This window comes from Paraburkholderia caffeinitolerans (assembly GCF_902859945.1).
In the GTDB taxonomy this organism is placed as follows: Bacteria; Pseudomonadota; Gammaproteobacteria; order Burkholderiales; family Burkholderiaceae; genus Paraburkholderia; species Paraburkholderia caffeinitolerans.
On record NZ_CADIKL010000028.1, the window covers coordinates 20,510 to 38,448 of the forward strand.

Genomic DNA, 17,939 nt, shown 5'->3' on the forward strand with positions numbered 1-17,939 from the left:
TTGCGATTTTGGAAAGGGGGTATGCGGAATTGGCCTGAATACCCGAGTGGACAATATCGCACACATCGATCGGAAATACGGACTCCCTGCGCATGGACTCGCGCTAGTCGCTCCCCAACGACAATTCCGCCCGCTTGCGCTGCAAGAAGCGTCGCACGGCCGGATCCGGTTCGAGACCGATCGCGAGATCATAGGCATCGAGTGCTTGCGCGTGCGCGCCCGCCCGCGCGAGCAGATTGGCGCGCGCGGCCCAGTACGGCTGATAGTCGGCCAGCCGTGGATCGTCCGCATACGGTTCGAGCGCGTCGAGCGCGGCCTGCGGGCTGTCCCGTTCCGCGAGTGCGAGCGCGCGGTTCACCGCGACCACCGGCGACGCCGCAATCGCGAGCAGCGCGTCGTAGAGCTGCACGACTTCGTCCCAATTCGGGCGGCGCGTCTGGCAGCGGTGCACGTGCGCCGATTGCAGCGCGGCCTCCAGTTGAAAGCGACCGATTGCGTTGAAGGCACTCGCGCGCCGGAGCAGCGCGTTGGCGGCGTCGATCATCGGCGCGTTCCATGTCGCCGGATCTTGCGCCGATAGCGGCACGTACTCGCCGGCCCCATCGCGTCGCGCATCGCGCCGCGCTTGCGCGAACAGCATCAGCGCGAGCATGCCGAGCGTCTCCGGCTCGTCGGGCATCAGTTCCACGAGTAGTTGTGCGAGGTACAGCGCCTCATCGGCGAGATCGCGGCGTTCGGTATCGTTGCCGAGCGGGTCGGCCCATCCTTGCGCATACACGGCATAAACCGCTTCCAGCACCGCAGCGAGCCGGCCGGGCAACACCTCGCGCTCGGGCACGTCGAACGGAATGCCCGCCTCGCGGATCTTGTGCTTCGCGCGCACGAGGCGCTTGGCCATGGCGGCGGGCGACATCAGGAACGCGGACGCGATCGTCTTCGCTTCGAGCCCCAGTACCACTTGCAGCATCAACGGCGTGCGAATCGCGGCGTCCAGCGCGGGGTGCGTGCAGGCGAACAGCAGCGCGAGCCGCCGGTCGGGCAGGGCGTCGGGTTCATGCTCGTCGATCTCATCAGCGAGGATGGCAAGCTGGTTCGACACCTCGTCGCCGATGCGGCGATGACGCGCGCCATCGATCGCCCGGCGTCGCGCCACCGTCATCAGCCATGCTTCGGGATTCGCGGGGCAGCCGCGCTCGGGCCAGTCCGCGAGCGCGGCTGCAAACGCTTCGGCCAGCGCGTCCTCGGCGGCGGCGACGTCGCGCGTGCGCATCGCCAGTAGCGCGACGAGCTTGCCGTAGCTGCGGCGCGCCACCGCCTCGGCAATCGTATGCGCGGCGGCGCCGGTACTGCGCGCGCCGCCGTCGACACCGTTGCGTTCGGGAGATGGACTCATGTAGCCGAGGGCGCGTCGTAGGGAGCGGTCCAGACCGGACGCACCTCCATGACGCCATGCCCCGCGCCGGGGCAACGCGACGCCCACGCGATCGCCGCGTCCAGATTGGGTGCGTCGATCAGGTAGTAGCCCGCGAGCTGCTCCTTCGAGTCGGAGTACGGGCCGTCGAGCACCTGCGGCTTGCTGTCGACGAGCCGCACCGTGGTGGCGGTGCTCGTCGGCTGCAAGCGGTTGGCGCCCAACAGCACTTCGGCCTTTTTCAGCGCTTCGGTGTACGCGTGATAGGCGGCCACGCCTTGCTGCCGTTCGCTGTCGGTCATCTGGTTCCAGCTGCCTTCCTTCGAATAGATCAGCAGTAGATATTGCATTTGAGCCTCCGTCATGGGGTTGAGGCGGCCGAACGATAGTCGGGCGATTCGGGCAATAGTCGCGCAATATCGGGCCGTCATCACAATGACGCGCGAGCCGCGGGCCAGCGGACACGTAGCGTCAAAAAATTCGCGGATGGCGGATCGGCCAGCTGGATGGGTGATGAAATTGTAGGACGCAAATTCAACTCGTCCCCCGATATTGCCGCCGTGGCCGACCTGCGGACCAATAGGCGTGAACTATGACGGGCAGAGTTAAACGATAGTTGTCGTGCGCCGCGATCCCACGTGTAATGCGTGTTCTGGTCGCGCATATGAAACGTGGAGAAAGCGAAAATGGGGATTGAGGCGCCCGAGGGACGTGTTGCCGATTACAACGCCGATGACGCCGGGCGAGCAACGTTCTCGCCGCAGTCGTACCTGTTCGTGCCGGGCAGCCGCCCAGGACGTTTCGAGCGGGCGCTTTCCAGCGGCGCGGACGCGGTTATCGTCGACCTCGAAGACGCGGTCGAGCGCGACGCGAAGGAGGCCGCGCGCGACGCCATCGCCACCTGGGTTTCGCGCCAGCATCCGGTGCTCGTGCGCATCAACGCGCGCGCTACTCAGTGGTTCGAGCGGGATGCGAAACTTGGCGCGCTCGATGGCGTTGCGGGCATCGTGTTGCCGAAGGCCGAATGCGCGGAGGACGTCGCGTCGGTCGTCGAACTCGCGCGCCGCCGCGTGCCGGTCTATCCGCTGATCGAGAGCGCTCAGGGCATGTGGAACGCGATGGAGATTGCAAAAGCGCCATGTGTGCAGCGGCTGATGTTCGGCACGCTCGATTTCATCGCCGAAATGGGCATGCCCGACGACGGCGAGCCGCTCAATCACTATCGCAGTCAGCTTGCGCTGATTTCGCGCGTGGCCGGCATCGAGGCGCCTGTCGACGGGGTCACGCCCGATATTCACGATCTCGCGCGCATCGAACGCGATGCGCTCAATGGCAAGCGGCTTGGCTTGGGCGCGAAGCTCTGCATTCATCCGCAGCAGATCGAGCCGGTGCACCGCTGCTACCGGCCCAGCGAGCAGGAGCTCGCGTGGGCGGTGCGCGTGGCCGAGGCGGCAAGCAAGGCCGATGCGGGCGCGATTACCGTGGACGGAAAAATGGTCGATCGTCCCGTGATGTTGCGCGCGCAACAAATAATCGCGCTGGCGGAATCGCTCAAGCAGCAAGCGGAAAAATAAACCCCACCCCTCAAACCCGCTCCACGCGCGGCTGCGCATTCAGCCCGGCCACGACCGGCGCGAACACCTCGACTAACTCCGTCTTGCCGAAGCGCCGCTCGGGCATGCCGAACTCGACATCGATCTTGCCGGCGTTGTGCACGTCATAGAGGTCCGTGATCAACTGCGCATGACGTTCGCTGAGCCCCGCGCGCAGCAGCACGGGCGTCCACTGCTCGCGCGGCAGTTCCCGCGCGACGATTTCGCGGTTGCTGATTTCGGCGAGCACATTGGCAACGTACGCAGCACTGATGCGCCTCGGCCCTTCGATGCTCACGATGCGCGTGCCGTACCCGTGCGCCGGGTCGAGCAGCAGTTCGGCCGATGCAACGCCCACGTCCTGCGCCGCCACCGTGGGAAAGCGCTTGTTAAGCGGATGATGAAAGCTCGCCAGCACGCCCGAGCCCAGCGCGGCGGGAATCGTGCGGCGCCAGTTCTGCATGTGCTCGGCGGAGCGAAGCAGAATCAGCCGCGTGGCAACGGATTTGAACTGCTGTTCGAGATAGTGATAAATCCGCGTGATGCCGGTATTCCCTTCCAGTTCCGCACCGTAATCGGACAGCGCGAGTACGGTCTCGGGCGGGTCCGCGCGCAGCGCCTCGGCGGCTGCGTCGATCATCTTGCGCATCGTGGCTTCGGGATGCGCATCGGCCATGGGCACCGGGCAGAGGATTTGCACCGCCTGCGCGCCGCGAATCGCCTCGGCAACCGATGCGCGGTCGCTCAGGTCCGCGAATGCGACTTCGCAGCCAAGCGCGGCCAGACGATCGCTGTGATGCGAGTTGTGAGGCGCGCTGTGATGCACACCGTGACGCGTTTCGCGCAACACCGCGCGCACGGCGTGGCCCGCGCGGCGCAGGGCCGTGGCGGTGGCGAATCCAGCGTTGCCCGATGCTCCGAAAATGACGTACATGGCGACTCCTCGTGAATGTGGTCGTCATGATCGTAAAAGGGACGGGGCAGCAAAGCGCGCAGGGAAGGATGGAGGCGAGCAAAACTAGATGATGGATTCAAGACGCGCAGCGTAGCTCGTACTAGACTGGCCGCTCCGATCGCTTTGATAGCGCGCCAGGGGACATGCCATGAATGCAGTGCTGGAAGACGCGTTTGCGCCGGCCGCTGGCCGGGTTGCCCTGAAAGGCAGCGACGCTTTGGGCTGGCGTGGTTTCGGCGCGCAAATGCTGGCGATTTCGGCGGGCCGCCATCGGATTCCCGGTACGGCGTATCACCGTGTCGGTGTGCATTTCGGCGCGCCGGTGCGCGCCAATTGCGTCTGCGATGGCCGGCGCCTCGCGCGCATGCAGGCCGAAGGCGACGCCGATGTCATTCCCGCCGGACTCGACGGCGTATGGACCGACGACGCCGATTGCACGGTGTTGAGCATTCGTCTGGAAGACGCCTTCGTGCGCACGATTGCCGAACAGCTCGTGCGTAAGCCCGATACCGCAACAATCCAGCCGCGCCTTCAGCTACGCGACGCGCGCGTGCAGCATCTCGCATGGGCGCTGCGCGCCGAACTGGATGCGGGCGAGGCCTCGGACCCGCTCTACGCGGAGAGCATTGGCACGGCGCTCGCGGTGCGTCTGCTCGACGCCGCCGAGCCGCTCGAGGCGCGGCGCGCCGTGCTCTCGCCGCGTCTTGCCGCCCGTGTGACCGATTACATCGAGAGTCATCTCGATGCGCGTCTCACGCTCACTGAGTTGGCCGCCCTCGTCGACCTGAGCGTGCCCCATTTCAAGGTGCTGTTTCGCGGGACGCTCGGCATGCCGGTACATCAGTATGTCGTGCGGCGCAGGGTGGAGCGCGCGCGGTCGCTGCTGCTGAAGGGCGGCCTCAATGCGACCCAGGTGGCGCTGGAAGTGGGGTTCGCGCATCAGAGCCACCTCGCGCACTGGATGAACCGCGTGCTCGGTGTGACCCCGCGCGAGCTCATGCGCGAAGCCGCGAGCGACACGGTCGTTCGGCTTACAGTTTGCGCAGATCCACGAGCGCCTGACCCACGCGATCGATGACATCGGCCCAGTTGCCGGGCTCGGTCTGACGAAACAGGCGCGCGCCCAGATACCACGGCGTATCGTCCCGGTCGCGCAGCCAGCGCCAGCAGCCGTCGTGGCGCGAGAGTATCCACACCGGTTTGTTCAGCGCGCCGGCGAGGTGCGCCACCGACGTGTCCACGCTAATGACCAGGTCGAGACATTCGATGATCGCTGCCGTGTCGGCGAAGTCGCGCACGTCGTGCATTGGGTCGAAGGGGCGCAGATGGGGTGGCAAGTCTTCGATTTGAGACTGCGCGGCGTCGCCTTTTTGCAGACTCACGAATTTCACGCCGGTCGAATCTGCGAGACCGAGCAAGGGCAGGAACGCGCGCGCCAGCACGGAGCGGCGCTTGTCGATCGCATTCGAGCCGCGATCATGGGCGCGCGGGTCGCCCGACCACACGAGACCGACCTTGAATCCGTGCGCGGGCAATCGCGCGCGCCACGCGCGCGTCAGATCGGCGGGCGCGCGCAGGTAGGGCGTGCGCGCCGGGATCGTGTCGAGTGTCGTGCCGCAATGCATCGGCAGACTCAGCATCAGGCACCAGTAGTCGTGGCCGGGAATCGTGGTTTTGCCGTCGAGCGGATAGATCGCGTCCACGCCTTCCAGGCTTGCGAACAGCCGCACGAGCGCGGGCGGGCAGGCAACGCCCAGGTGCGCGACGCCGCGTGCCTTCATCAAGGGCAAATAGCGGCAGAATTGCAGCAGGTCGCCGTAACCCTGTTCGGGCCAGACGAGCAGCGACTTGCCTTGCAACGGCTCGCCGCGCCATTTCGGATAGGGCACCGGCGGCAGCGTTCCGACCGCCGCGCCTGTGGACTCGTCAGTGCGCGATTCGTAGAGGCGCCAGCCTTCCTCGAAGGCGCCGAGCCGGAGCAGCACCATCGCGAGATTTCCGCTTGCCGTCGGGTAATCGGGCCGCAGCGCGAGCGCCTGACGATAGGCCGCAATGGCTTCGCGCGCGCGGCCCTGCCGATTCAGTGCATTGCCGAGGTTGTTGTGCATTTCCGGCGCGCTTGCATCGATGGCGAGGGCGTGCCGGAACGCAGCTTCCGCGTCCTTGGGCCTGCCGAGGTCGAGCAGGAGCAGGCCGAGATTGTTCTGTGCGAGGGGGTGGTCGGGCTGAACGCGGAGAATCTCGCGATATTGGGCTTCGGCATCGGCGGGGCGCCGCGTTTGCCACAGCAGCACCGCGAGGTTAATGCGCGCCGATACGTAGTTGGGCGCGACGGCCAGTGCGCGTCGAAAGCTTGCCTCGGCTTCCGGCTCGCGCTGCTGTGTGCGCAATACGAGGCCGAGATGGTTCAGCGCAGGCAAACAGTCTGGATCGATCGACAGCGCCAGTTCGAAGGCGTGCTGCGCTTGCAGCCATTGCTTGCGGCTATAAAACCCGTAGCCGAGATTGTTGAGCGCTTCCAGCCGTTCGGCTGGGTGACGATGCGCCAACGCCTCGTCGAAAGGTCCCGATGAATAAAGCGACTGAGACGTCAGCCAGGATTCGGCATTCGACATGCTTCACCTATGTCTGGAGATTGCTCATCCTCCTACGCTTTTTTCGGACCTTGAACGGGATAATTCCTAAAAGCACCTTTCCCCGTGGATCTCGGCTACCCAATATACGACTGCGCCGCTGCCCGTTTTATCGGAACAGCGGCGCAGTATTTTTACTTCACGATTACTTCGATATACGAATTACTTGGCCACGGGCATGGTGAATTCCGCGCCCTTCTCGGTGCTTTCGGGCCAGCGCTGCATGATCGACTTCTGCTTCGTGTAGAAGCGCACGCCTTCTTCGCCGTAGGCATGCATGTCGCCGAACAGGCTGCGCTTCCAGCCGCCAAAGCCGTGCCATGCCATCGGCACCGGAATTGGCACGTTGATGCCCACCATGCCCACTTCGATCTGGCGGCCGAACTCGCGCGCCACGTTGCCGTCGCGCGTGAAGCAGGCCACGCCGTTGCCGAACTCGTGGTCGTTGATCAGTTGCACGGCTTCGGCGAAGTCCTTCACGCGCACGCAGGCCAGCACCGGGCCGAAGATCTCTTCCTTGTAGATGCGCATTTCGGGCGTGACGTGGTCGAACAGCGTGCCGCCAGTGAAGAAGCCATTCTCATGGCCCGCCACCTTGTGGCCGCGGCCGTCCACCACGAGCGTCGCGCCTTCTTCCACGCCGTTCGCGATGCAGCCTTCGATGCGCTCCAGCGCCTGGCGCGTGACGATCGGGCCCATTTCGGCATCGGCTTCCATGCCGTTCTTGATCACGAGGTTCTTCGCGCGCTCGGCAAGGCGCGGCACGATCTTGTCGGCCACGTCGCCCACCAGCACCGCGACCGAGATCGCCATGCAGCGCTCGCCCGCCGAGCCGTAGCCGGCGCCGATCAGCGCGTCCACGGTCTGGTCGATGTCGGCGTCGGGCATCACGACCATGTGGTTCTTCGCGCCGCCGAGCGCCTGCACGCGCTTGCCGTGCTTCGCACCGGTTTCGTAGATATAGCTGGCGATGGGCGTGGAGCCGACGAAGCTCACGGCCTTCACGTCGCGGTGCTCGAGCAGCGCGTCCACGACGACCTTGTCGCCCTGCACGACGTTGAACACGCCGTCGGGCAGGCCGGCTTCCTTGAGCAGGCGCGCCATCAGCAGCGACGCCGAGGGATCGCGCTCGCTCGGCTTGAGCACGAACGTGCAGCCCGCGGCCAGCGCGACCGGGAACATCCAGCACGGCACCATGCACGGGAAGTTGAACGGCGTGATGCCGGCCACCACGCCCAGCGGCTGGCGCACGGTCCAGTTGTCCATGCCCGTGGAAACCTGCTCGGTGTAGTCGCCCTTGAGCAGTTGCGGAATGCCGCAGGCGAATTCGATGATGTCGATACCGCGCGAGACTTCGCCTTGCGCGTCGGCGAACACCTTGCCGTGTTCGGCGGTGATGATGGCGGCCAGTTCGTCCTTGTGGCGATTCATCAGCTCGAGAAAGCGCAGCATGACACGTGCGCGGCGAATCGGCGGCGTGTCGCGCCAGGCCGGGAAAGCGGCTTTCGCGCTGGCCACGGCGGCGTCAATGTCGGCCGCTTCGCCCAGCACCAGACGGCGCGCCACCGCGCCCGTGGCGGGATTGAACACCGGCTGGCTACGGTCGCCCGTGCCGCGCTCGCTTTTGCCGCCAATGAAGTGGACTACGTCCGCGCTATCGGTATAGGCCTGCATGTCTTCTCCTTCTCTTCGCCAGGTGGGTTGATGGAGGCCAGTGTACGGAGGCGCTGGCGCGCTGCAAAGGCGCGCGCGCTGAATTGATTGTTTTTATCAGCGAACAATTAGCGTGATCTGTTCAGGGAAGTTGATTCTAGAAATATGAAGTGTCAGCTGCAATTAAGAAGTGTCACGCTTGTACCACCATGTGAAATTCTGAAAGGAGTTCGGTCGCCACGATGCCAGAACGAAAGGACGCGCAGGATTGGAATTAAAGGCGGGTCATAAAGTCAGGATGTCTGATGAAATAAGGGCGCCTGCCTAGCCCGGCAGCGCCTTGCTCTTCAGACACTCGATGAAATACTCCGCCTCGCCGCTCAGGACGAGGTCCTTGCGATAAATGACGCTGAGTTCGAGCCGGGGCAGTACCCAATCTGGCGCGATGCGCTCCAGCGTGCCACGCGCGATTTCCTCTTCGAGCTGAAAATCCGGCCAGACGCTCACCACGCCCGCCTCGCTGGCGAGTTCCGAATAGAGCCGCCGCGCGGTGCAGACGGTGATGCGCGACGGCAGCGCCAGATTCGCTCCGGCGCCGGCCCGCGCGGTCAATGAGGCCCAGAACGCCGGCATGCTCTTGCGTGTGTAGTTGTAGAGCCAATGCGCTTCGCGCAAGCGCGCGAGCCGCGTTTCGCCGGCCAGCGGGTCGCCGCGCCTGAGCGCGAGCGACTGCGTCACGCTGCCCAGCGGGACGACGCGGAATTCGGCGCCCGCGTCTCCCGGGGCCGTAAAGCCGATACACATGTCGAACGAGCCGTCGCGCAGGCCATCGATGAGCCGGGTCGTCTGGTACTCGAGCACGTCGAGCGGCACGCCAGGCAAGCGCACGCGGAACGCGTGGATGGCATCCGGCACGACAATCGTGGCGGCCAGCAGTGACACGCCGATCCGGATCGTCAGCACCGACGATGTCTTCATCTCCTCCAGTTCCTGCTCTGCGCGCTCAATCTCGCCAACCACGGTGCGCGCGCGCCGCAGCAGCGCTTCGCCATAAGGTGTCAGACGAATGCCCGAGCCGCTGCGCACGAGCAGTTGGACGCCGAGGCGCGCCTCCAATTCCTTGATGCTCTTGGTCACGGCGGGTTGGGACAGGCACAGCGCATCGGCGGCGGCCATCAGCGTGCCGTGCTCGGCAATGGCCACAAGGGTACGCAGTTGGGTGGTTTTCATCGCTTTCGTGGCCCATAAGCCCAAGCTATGTACATAAAAAACTGGAAATTGACCGGTCGCGGCGCTGGCTAGTATAGCCACTTCGCGTTCCGCAGGCGGGCGCGGCCAGAGGCACGGAATACACCGATAGCACCGAATACAGGGAGGGAAGGTGGGACTGGACTTGATCGATGCAGATATCGACGAGCTCGTCGCGTTGCGGCGGGACATACACGCAAACCCGGAGACGGCGTTCGACGAGATGCGCACGAGCGAACTCGTTGCGGCGAAACTGCGTGCCTGGGAGATTGAAACATATACGGGCGTGGGCAAGACAGGCGTGGTGGGCGTAATTCGCGGCACGCTCAGCGCGCCAGGCAACACCCGCACGATCGCGCTGCGCGCCGACATGGATGCACTGCCCATGAGCGAGGAAGGGCGTCCGTTGCACCGTTCCACGCGACAAGGCGTATTTCACGGCTGCGGTCATGACGGCCACACGGCCATGCTGCTTGGCGCGGCGCGCCATTTCAGCCGCCATCGCAACTTTGCCGGCACGCTGGTGTTGATCTTCCAGCCCGCGGAGGAGACGGGCGGCGGCGCGCTCGCCATGCTTGACGACGGTCTCGAGGAGCGCTTCGCCTACGATGAAATCTATGCGATGCACAACGCGCCACATTTCGCACCGGGCACATTCGGCGTGCGCGATGGCGCAATGCTCGCGTCTTGCGACGAGTTCGAGATCGAGGTGACTGGGGTCGGCGGTCATGGGTCCTCGCCGGAAAAGACGAAGGATCCAGTGGCCGCCTCCGCGCAGCTCATTTGCGCCCTGCAGACGGTCGTGAGCCGCGCAATCGATCCGGCAGCGGTGGCGGTGCTCAGCGTCGGCAGTATTCATGCGGGTAGCGCGTCGAACGTGATTCCTTCGCATGCCAAAATGACGGGCACCGTGCGAACCTTCGACGAACACGTGCGTTCGCGCATGAAGGCCCGCATCGAGACGATCTGCGAGGGCGTCGCGCTTGCGACCGAATGCGAGATCACGGTGCGCTTCTACGGCAGCTCGCCGGCGACGATCAACCATCGCGCGCAGGCCGAGGCCGCTGCGGCCGCTGCGGTCGAGGTATTCGGCTTGGAGAACGTCCTGCGCGAGTTCGCGCCGCTCAACGGCTCCGAGGACTTCTCCGAATTCCTGCTGCGCCGCCCCGGCGCTTACGTGCTGCTCGGCCAGGGCGGCGTGTATTGCCACCATCCCGAGTTCGACTTCAACGATGAAGTGTTGCCACTCGGCGTGCGCTTCTTCGTGACGCTGGCGCTCGCGCGCCTGAACGCGTAACGCTTCACGCTTGCGCGTCTTGAACAGATTTATCAAAACAGATTGACCAATCCAGTCAAGAGACACTGATGAAACCTCAATTGTTGCCGATGCTCGGCGCAGCACTCGCCGCTGCCGCCTCGTTCGCCTTCGCGCAATCCGCGCAGGCCGAGACCTTGCGCTTCGGTACTGACCCGACGTATCCGCCGTACGAGTACAAGCTGCCGAGCGGCCAACTCGCCGGCCTCGACATCGAGATCGGCAATGCCCTGTGCGCCGCCGCCCACATGAAATGCGAATGGGTGGAGGGCAGCTTCGACGGTCTGATCGCCGGCCTGCAATCGCGCAAGTTCGACGCCATCAACTCGTCGCTCGCAGCGACCGCGGCGCGACGGGCCGTGATGGACTTCACCACGCCAATCTATCCGGCGGACATTCGTTTGCTTGCGCCGAAAGCCGCTCATCTGCTGCCCAATGCGGCCTCGCTCGCCGGCAAGCGCATCGGCGTGCTGCAGGGCTCGACCCAGGAGGCCTTTGCGAAGCGCAACTGGGCCACGCACGGTGTCACGGTCATTGAGTACCCGGACCAGAACAGCGTCTATGCCGACCTCGTGAACGGGCGGCTCGACGGTACGCTGCTCGTTGGCGCCGCGGCTAAACTAGGATTCCTTACGAAGCCTGAGGGCAATAGCTTCGAGTTGGCGGGCCCGCAGATCGTCGATCCCGCGATGCTTTCCGCGAGCAGTGTGATCGGCGTGCGCAAGAACGATCCGAAGACGCTGCAGGCGCTCGACGCAGCGATCGCGCAGCTCAAGCAGGACGGTACGATCGGCCGTCTGACGCACAAGTATCTGGATGCCACCACGGTAGCGAAATAAGCGCCGCACCCGCCAGGAACGCGCTAGCCAGCGTTTCTCCGGTGGTCGGCTGGATCGATGCGCTTCCGCTCACCTTCCTCTGATTGAGCCGGCTACGCAGGCGCAGGTAGCGGAGTCGTCCATCACATCGGAGCCTAGCGAAGCCGCTCGAGCATCTGGTAGTACCACATGCCTGCGGCCAGCAGCGGATTGCCGATGACGTCGCCCATGGGAACGCGGATGTGGCGACAAGCCGCGAACGTATCGAAACGCCCGAGCGTTCCCGTGATGGCTTGCGCCATGATCTCGCCCATGATGTGACTGGTCGCTACACCGTGCCCGGAGTAGCCCTGGCAATACCACACGTTGGGCGAGAGCTTGCCGAGTTGGGGAATGCGATTGACGACGATGCCCATCGCACAGGTCCACCGATAGTCGATTCGCACGCCTTTCAGGCGTGCGAACGTGCGCTCGATATACGGCAGCAGTTCTTGTGCGACATCGCGCGACGTTTGCCCGGAATAGTTCGCGCCGCCGCCGAAGAGCAGGCGGCCGTCGGCCGTCATCCGGTAGTAGTCGAGCACGAAGCGGCAATCGTACACGGCGAGGTCGTGCGGATTGATCTGCCGCGCGAGGTCGCCGAGCGGCTCGGTCGCGACGATGCCGCCCATCGCGGGAAAGATCTTGCCCTTGAGTTGCCCGGGTTCGAGCTTGTGATACACGTCGCCGGCGAGCAAGATCTGCTGCGCGTTGATCCGGCCGCGCGAGGTCACGACGGCCGGCCTGGCTCCGTGCACGATGTCGAGCACCGGCGAATGCTCGAAGATCAGCGCGCCCATGCGCTCGGCCGCGCGCGCTTCGCCGATGCAAAGATTGAGCGGATGCACGTGCATATTGCGCGTATTCTTCAGCGCCCCGAGGTAGAGGTCGGTGTCGAGATGCGCCTTCACGCCGTCGCGATCGAGCAGCTCGACCCATGCCCCCATGCCGCGCCGCTGCGCTTCCTCGAGGCTTGCTTCGAGCTCGCGCAGATGCGATGGCTTCATCGCCGCATGCAGATGGCCATGCTTCAGATCGCAGGCAATGCCATAGCGCTCGACGCGCGACTCGATGATCTCGTGCCCGCGCCAGCGCAGCCACCAGATGAAGTCGTCGACATCGCTGCCGAGCGTCGCGCGCATCTGCTTGCGCATCGCGTGGTCGCCGGACAGGCTGCCCGTGATCTGGCCGCCGTTGCGGCCGCTCGCGCCCCAGCCGATCTTGTTGGCCTCGACGATCGCGACTTTCAGGCCGCGCTCGGCCAGCTCGACGGCGCTCGCGACGCCCGTGAACCCGCCGCCGATGATGGCGACATCGACATGATGCTCGCCTTCGAGCGTCGGGTAGTCGGTCTCGCGATCGATCGTCGCGGTGTAGTAGGAGGGGCTGCGCTCCGGGGCGGCAGCCAGAAGGGGAAGTGCGGCGTTCATGAGAGGCTCCGTTGAATGTCGATGACGATCAGGCCTGGTGCAGATACCAGCGCCAGTCTTGCTCACCGACTTCACCCATGAACTGCCGGTACTCGGCGCGCTTGATCGCGAGAAATACCTTCAGGAATGCCGCGCCGAACACATCTCTTGCCCATGACGACTTTTCGAGCGCGTCGAGCGCGCTGAGCCAGTCGGTCGGCAGCAGCGTATCGGCTTGCGCATAGCCGTTGCCCTCGACAGGCGCGCCCGGGTCGAGCTTTTCACGTACGCCATAGTGCGAAGCCGCGAGAATCGCCGCGGCGGCCAGATAGGGATTCGCATCCGCGCCGCACACGCGGTGCTCGACGTGACGGCTCGGCGCGGGACCGCCGGGCACGCGCAGGCTCACCGTGCGGTTGTCGACGCCCCAGGTCGGCGTGAACGGCGCATAGCTGTTCGCCTGAAAACGCCGGTACGAGTTCGCGTTCGGGCAGAACATCAGCATCGAATCGAGCAGGCCGTGCAGCATGCCGCCGACCGCGTGCCGCAGCATCGGCGTGCCCGCCTTGTCTTCGGACGCGAACAGGTTCTCGCCGGCCTTGTTCGCAAGGCTCACGTGCATGTGCATGCCCGATCCGGCAATCTCCGCGAACGGCTTCGCCATGAAGCACGCGTTCATGCCGTGCGCGTTGGCCACGCCCTTGACGATGCGTTTGTAGCGCACGGCATGGTCCATCGCTTCGAGCGCGGGGCCGTGTTCGAGCGTGATTTCGACCTGGCCCGGCGCGTACTCGGAGATCGCGGTGCGCACGGGTATGCGCTGTTCGCGGCAAGCATCGTAGAGATCCTTCAGGAACGGCTCGATCTGCTCGAGCTCGCGCAGGCCGTAGACCTGGGTTGCGCGCGGGCGCCCGCCGTCGGTATCGCGCGCGGGCTGCGGACGGCCTTGCGCATCGGGCCGGGCGTCGAGCAGGTAGAACTCGAGTTCGCACGCCATCACGGGATACAGGCCGTCCGCTTCGAGGCGCTCGACGATGCGCGCGAGCAACTGGCGCGGATCGGCGACGCCCGCGGGCAAGCCTTCTTCGGGATGCATCTGTACCTGAACGGCGGCGGTGGGCATCTTGCGCCACGGCAGCCGCACGAGGCTGCCCGGCAACGGATAGGCCCGGCAATCGATATCGCCGACGTCCCAGACGAGGCCGCTATCCTCGGTATCGTCGCCGTTGATCGTCAGATTCATGATTGCGCTCGGCAGCGGACGGCCGCTGCGATACACGGCGAGCAGCTCTTCGCGATGCAGCAGCTTGCCGCGCGGCACGCCAGCGGCGTCGACGATAAAGAGTTCGAACAAATCGATATCGGGATGCTGTTCGAGAAACGTGATGGCTTCCTGTTCGCGGGCGAATGTCGTGGGCATGGCAATACTCTTTGCGCGTGAGCGCATGCGTGGTCCTCCGCGCGATGCGGATGGCCGGGATCGATGAATGAATGGCGAAGCTGCGTGCGCTGCCGGCCTGTTATTCGCTCAGGCGGCTGCCTGCGAGGGACGGCGCGACAGCACTACGGGCGGCATGACGGACAGCACAGCGGAGGGCGCGCGTGACGGCAATGCCAGATTGCCCAGAACGCGAGGATCACGTTCGACAGCGGATTGAGCCGGGCCGCCTGGAGGCGCGTGTCCCGTTCCGGCGTGACAGCGCCGAGGGTGTCGCGAAACGCAAGGGTTGCCGTGTTCATGATGGACTCGCGGTTGGAGGTGGAGAGCCGCTTGGGGAGCTGCACGCAACGCGCAGCATCGCGGCCATACTGCTGCGCATTGCCGACCGACGATCGAGTGTCCGCAGATGGCGCAATCAGCCGTGCTGAATTGCGCATTCAATCTACTATGCCTTATTTGAAATTGCAATGCGCAAAAAAAGTCCGAAACAATTGCGCAAACAAACTGCTGAGGCAGACGACTGTGCAGGTGGAGGATTGCCGCGGCGCGACGCCGCGTTGCTGCATTGCGCGAGGTTTCTGATAGCCTTCTGCGTTTGAAGCAAACGGCGCACGGCGTCGTTGCGTTCGCCCACTCTCCATTCCGAGCGACACCTTCTCACTATGCAGACATCGACACTCGATCCTCTCGACTTCCAGATCGTCCGTGAATTGCAGGAAGACGGGCGGCGCGCCTTCCGCGAGATCGCCCGCAACGTGGACGTGCCGGAAGCGACCGTGCGCACGCGCGTCAAGCGTCTTCAGGAGCTGGGCATCCTGCAGATTCTCGCGTTCACGAATCCGTCGAAGCTCGGCCACGCCAAGCTGGCGCTGCTCTTCGTCGAAGTCGATCCCCAGGATCACGACCGCGCCGTCGACAATCTCGGGCGCTGGTCCGAAGTGAGCTATCTGTCGACCATACTCGGCGGCGCCGATCTGTGCGTGCAGGTGCTGTGCCGCGACGACGAAGGCCTGTTCGCGCTGCAACAGCGCATTCGCGCCTTGCCAGGCGTGCGCACGGTGCGGACCATGCACGAGGTCAAGGTGCACAAGATCCGCTTCACGATTCCGCCGGTCGAACCGGAGGAGTGAGGCCCGGCCTCGCTTTATCGACTCCAGCACCGTCGTCGCACGCATCGGCAGTGTCCGGTGCGTTGCGCAAAACAGACGTTCAGATTCCGCGCAATGCGTAATCTTCAGGCGCAAGTCTGGTGCGATGCGTTTCCAGCGCACCGCGTCCGCCATCTCCCGTCTCTCTCGCTCTAGCCCGCCGAACCCCGGTGGGCATTGACGCACGCCCCCTGTGCTCAAGGCCGCCGCGCGCCATGCCGCGCCGCCCAGCCACGGTGCAGTTCGCCCCAAAATTGCGCAAAACAAAAGAGATAAGTCTTACAAATACGCAACGCGCAGCACTAAGGGTTAAAAAGTATACACATGCGCAACTTTCGGCCTTAGGATTCACTCATCGCGAGCTCGCCGTCGTTCAACCCCGAGATGAGAGTGACATCCATGCGAACAGCTTTTCCAGACGCCACCTCGAAGGTGGCCGCGAAGTTGGCCGTTATAGCAGCACGCCGGTGGCAGGACCGGGCGGCATCGCCGCGAGCCTCCAGCCTTGCCGTTTTCGATCAACCCGATCAACCCGATCAACCCTCGGCTCGCGTTCGCGGGTCCCATCGTGCAGCGCCCACGCTGCAGCAGGGAGAACGATGATGAGCGTCCAGGAAGACGTCTTGTCGGCACAGGCCGGCGCGTGCGGACCAGCGGCGCACGATGAAGCGTCCGCCCGACATGAACTGCACCGCAATCTGACGTGGAAAGACGCATTCTGGGTGACGAGCGGCGTCCCGGTCGGCGTGCTGTTCACGATCGGCGGCGTGGCGGCGACGATCGGCCAGCCCGCGTGGCTCATCTGGATCATGGCGATCCTGATCGGCTTCGCGCAGTGCTTCACCTACGCGGAGATTTCCGGGCTGTATCCGCACAAGTCGGGCGGCGCATCCGTGTACGGCGCGCTCGGCTGGGTGCGCTACAGCAAGTTCGTCGCGCCTGTCTCGGTGTGGTGCAACTGGGTCGCGTGGTCGCCCATGCTCGCGCTCGGCACGAGTCTCGCCGCCGGCTATATGTTGAGCTGCCTGTTTCCGGCCAACGCCGCAATCAATACCTGGCACATCACGCTGGTCGATCTCGGCTTCATCACCAAGGGCCTGACGCTGCGCATCAACGCGACGTTCCTGCTTGCGCTCGCGTTCCTGCTGTTTGCGTTCAAGCTCCAGCACGCGGGCGCATCGGCGGCGGCGAAGACGCAGCGCATTCTCGGCATCGCCTCGCTGGCGCCGTTGCTGGTCGTATCGCTGGTGCCGCTGATCACGGGCGACATGCCGTCCACGCATTTCCTGCCGATGCTGCCGCTCACGCACGACGCGTCCGGCGCGGCGGTGATGGGACACTGGAACGCAGCGGGCGTGAGCACCGCCATGGGCGCGATGTTCCTCGCCTGCTGGTCGACCTTCGCGTTCGAAACGGCGGTCTGCTATACGCGTGAATTTCGCAATCCTCAGAAAGACACCTTCAAGGCGATTTTCGCGTCGGGCCTGCTGTGCCTGTTCATGTTCATTGCGGTGCCCATTGCGTTCCAGGGCGAGCTCGGACTGAAGGGCATGCTCGAGCCGAGCGTGGTGGACGGCTCCGGGGTGGGCGCGGTGATGGCGAGCTTCGTCAACGGCGGCGCGGTCGTGGTCAACGTGATCGTCGTGATGATGGTGCTTTCGATCCTGCTGCTGGTGATGACCTCGATGATGGGCTCGTCGCGCACGCTGTACCAGGCGTCGGTGGATGGCTGGCTGCCGAAGTACCTTTCGCACGTGAACGAGCACGGCGCACCGACCCGCGCGATGTGGACCGATCTCGGCTTCAACCTGATCCTGCTGCTGATGTCCGACTACATGACCGTGCTTGCGCTGTCGAACGTCTGCTACATGATCTTCGTATTCCTGAATTTGCAGTCGGGCTGGATTCACCGGCTCGACCGCGCGGACTGGCCGCGTCCGTATCGCTGCCGCAACTGGCTGCTCGGACTGGGCGCGCTGTGCGGTTTCGTCGACCTCGCGTTCGTGGGCGCGGGCGCGAACTTCCAGGGCGAGAACACGCTGCGCAACGGGCTCGTCGCGATGCTGCTGATCGTCCCGGTGTTCTTCTACCGTCACTACATTCAGGACAAGGGCCGCTTTCCCGAGTCGATGCGGCGTGACATCGAACTGCCGCGCCCGCGCGCCGGCATGCTGCCGTACCTGGCTCTTGCCGCCGCGGTGGCCGTCGTGTGGATTTCCGCGAAGCTGACCGTGATCACCTAGCCCCCGCTTCACTTCCCCAACTGTGCAACGACCA

15 protein-coding genes are annotated in these 17,939 nt (G+C 64.7%); 6 read left to right on the plus strand and 9 right to left on the minus strand.

What is annotated here, in order from left to right; all coding sequences use genetic code 11:
• Nucleotides 1–103: 103 nt before the first annotated feature.
• Both HV773_RS23985 and HV773_RS23990 read right to left on the minus strand, forming a co-directional pair.
• Complete coding sequence (locus tag HV773_RS23985) at nt 104–1,393, minus strand: RNA polymerase sigma factor (protein WP_129563790.1); 1,290 nt, start codon at nt 1,391–1,393, stop codon at nt 104–106.
• On the minus strand, nt 1,390–1,761 hold the full coding sequence (locus HV773_RS23990; RefSeq protein ID WP_129563789.1) for a YciI family protein: 372 nt from the start codon (nt 1,759–1,761) through the stop codon (nt 1,390–1,392). Before HV773_RS23990 ends, HV773_RS23985 begins: the two co-directional genes overlap by 4 nt.
• 321 nt (nt 1,762–2,082) lie before the next feature.
• Between HV773_RS23990 and HV773_RS23995 the strand changes: the two genes are divergently transcribed.
• Nucleotides 2,083–2,985, plus strand: coding sequence for an HpcH/HpaI aldolase/citrate lyase family protein (locus tag HV773_RS23995; protein WP_246282385.1), 903 nt, complete (start codon nt 2,083–2,085; stop codon nt 2,983–2,985).
• 10 nt (nt 2,986–2,995) lie between these two features.
• On the opposite strand, the gene HV773_RS24000 is transcribed toward HV773_RS23995, so the two are convergent.
• Nucleotides 2,996–3,937: an NmrA family NAD(P)-binding protein gene (locus HV773_RS24000; protein ID WP_129563787.1), complete on the minus strand. Its 942-nt coding sequence runs from the start codon at nt 3,935–3,937 to the stop codon at nt 2,996–2,998.
• A gap of 169 nt (nt 3,938–4,106) precedes the next feature.
• Between HV773_RS24000 and HV773_RS24005 the strand changes: the two genes are divergently transcribed.
• Entirely contained in the window at nt 4,107–5,036 is a 930-nt protein-coding gene (locus HV773_RS24005) for a helix-turn-helix domain-containing protein (protein WP_129563786.1), read from the plus strand.
• On the opposite strand, the gene HV773_RS24010 is transcribed toward HV773_RS24005, so the two are convergent.
• From HV773_RS24010 to HV773_RS24020, 3 genes are all read right to left on the minus strand, one after another.
• Nucleotides 4,990–6,573, minus strand: a complete 1,584-nt coding sequence (locus HV773_RS24010; RefSeq protein ID WP_129563785.1) for a tetratricopeptide repeat protein — start codon at nt 6,571–6,573, stop codon at nt 4,990–4,992. The two genes, HV773_RS24005 and HV773_RS24010, sit on opposite strands and share 47 nt — an antisense overlap.
• A gap of 180 nt (nt 6,574–6,753) precedes the next feature.
• The gene (locus tag HV773_RS24015; protein ID WP_129563784.1) at nt 6,754–8,265 is read right to left on the minus strand and encodes a CoA-acylating methylmalonate-semialdehyde dehydrogenase; all 1,512 of its coding nucleotides are present in this window, start codon (nt 8,263–8,265) and stop codon (nt 6,754–6,756) included.
• Between the two features lie 303 nt (nt 8,266–8,568).
• Nucleotides 8,569–9,474, minus strand: a complete 906-nt coding sequence (locus HV773_RS24020) for a LysR family transcriptional regulator (RefSeq protein WP_160113482.1) — start codon at nt 9,472–9,474, stop codon at nt 8,569–8,571.
• A gap of 151 nt (nt 9,475–9,625) precedes the next feature.
• Between HV773_RS24020 and HV773_RS24025 the strand changes: the two genes are divergently transcribed.
• Together HV773_RS24025 and HV773_RS24030 are read left to right on the plus strand one after the other, a co-directional pair.
• Nucleotides 9,626–10,789, plus strand: coding sequence for an amidohydrolase (locus tag HV773_RS24025; RefSeq protein ID WP_129563782.1), 1,164 nt, complete (start codon nt 9,626–9,628; stop codon nt 10,787–10,789).
• Nucleotides 10,790–10,857: 68 nt separating this feature from the next.
• Nucleotides 10,858–11,646 carry a transporter substrate-binding domain-containing protein gene (locus HV773_RS24030; RefSeq protein ID WP_129563781.1) on the plus strand — a complete coding sequence of 263 codons (789 nt, stop codon included), beginning with the start codon at nt 10,858–10,860 and terminating at the stop codon, nt 11,644–11,646.
• Between the two features lie 134 nt (nt 11,647–11,780).
• Here HV773_RS24030 and HV773_RS24035 read toward each other — a convergent pair whose 3' ends face one another.
• The 3 genes from HV773_RS24035 to HV773_RS24045 form a co-directional block, all read right to left on the minus strand.
• Nucleotides 11,781–13,094 (minus strand): NAD(P)/FAD-dependent oxidoreductase, encoded by a 1,314-nt coding sequence (locus HV773_RS24035; protein ID WP_129563780.1) that lies wholly within the window; start codon nt 13,092–13,094, stop codon nt 11,781–11,783.
• Nucleotides 13,095–13,122: 28 nt separating this feature from the next.
• Nucleotides 13,123–14,493, minus strand: coding sequence for a glutamine synthetase family protein (locus HV773_RS24040; protein WP_129563779.1), 1,371 nt, complete (start codon nt 14,491–14,493; stop codon nt 13,123–13,125).
• A 143-nt stretch (nt 14,494–14,636) separates the two neighbouring features.
• Nucleotides 14,637–14,813, minus strand: a complete 177-nt coding sequence (locus HV773_RS24045; RefSeq protein ID WP_160113481.1) for a hypothetical protein — start codon at nt 14,811–14,813, stop codon at nt 14,637–14,639.
• 363 nt (nt 14,814–15,176) lie between these two features.
• Between HV773_RS24045 and HV773_RS24050 the strand changes: the two genes are divergently transcribed.
• Together HV773_RS24050 and HV773_RS24055 are read left to right on the plus strand one after the other, a co-directional pair.
• Complete coding sequence (locus HV773_RS24050) at nt 15,177–15,644, plus strand: Lrp/AsnC family transcriptional regulator (RefSeq protein WP_129563778.1); 468 nt, start codon at nt 15,177–15,179, stop codon at nt 15,642–15,644.
• A 620-nt stretch (nt 15,645–16,264) separates the two neighbouring features.
• Nucleotides 16,265–17,905 (plus strand): trimethylamine N-oxide permease, encoded by a 1,641-nt coding sequence (locus tag HV773_RS24055; protein WP_129564445.1) that lies wholly within the window; start codon nt 16,265–16,267, stop codon nt 17,903–17,905.
• Nucleotides 17,906–17,939 lie beyond the last annotated feature (34 nt).

Coding starts and splice junctions, on each gene's coding strand:
- HV773_RS23985 (WP_129563790.1), bottom strand. CDS start 1,393: ATGAGTCCATCTCCCGAACGCAACGGTGTCGACGGCGGCGCGCGCAGT.
- HV773_RS23990 (WP_129563789.1), bottom strand. CDS start 1,761: ATGCAATATCTACTGCTGATCTATTCGAAGGAAGGCAGCTGGAACCAG.
- HV773_RS24000 (WP_129563787.1), bottom strand. CDS start 3,937: ATGTACGTCATTTTCGGAGCATCGGGCAACGCTGGATTCGCCACCGCC.
- HV773_RS24005 (WP_129563786.1), top strand. CDS start 4,107: ATGAATGCAGTGCTGGAAGACGCGTTTGCGCCGGCCGCTGGCCGGGTT.
- HV773_RS24010 (WP_129563785.1), bottom strand. CDS start 6,573: ATGTCGAATGCCGAATCCTGGCTGACGTCTCAGTCGCTTTATTCATCG.
- HV773_RS24015 (WP_129563784.1), bottom strand. CDS start 8,265: ATGCAGGCCTATACCGATAGCGCGGACGTAGTCCACTTCATTGGCGGC.
- HV773_RS24020 (WP_160113482.1), bottom strand. CDS start 9,474: ATGAAAACCACCCAACTGCGTACCCTTGTGGCCATTGCCGAGCACGGC.
- HV773_RS24030 (WP_129563781.1), top strand. CDS start 10,858: ATGAAACCTCAATTGTTGCCGATGCTCGGCGCAGCACTCGCCGCTGCC.
- HV773_RS24035 (WP_129563780.1), bottom strand. CDS start 13,094: ATGAACGCCGCACTTCCCCTTCTGGCTGCCGCCCCGGAGCGCAGCCCC.
- HV773_RS24040 (WP_129563779.1), bottom strand. CDS start 14,493: ATGCCCACGACATTCGCCCGCGAACAGGAAGCCATCACGTTTCTCGAA.
- HV773_RS24045 (WP_160113481.1), bottom strand. CDS start 14,813: ATGAACACGGCAACCCTTGCGTTTCGCGACACCCTCGGCGCTGTCACG.
- HV773_RS24050 (WP_129563778.1), top strand. CDS start 15,177: ATGCAGACATCGACACTCGATCCTCTCGACTTCCAGATCGTCCGTGAA.
- HV773_RS24055 (WP_129564445.1), top strand. CDS start 16,265: ATGAGCGTCCAGGAAGACGTCTTGTCGGCACAGGCCGGCGCGTGCGGA.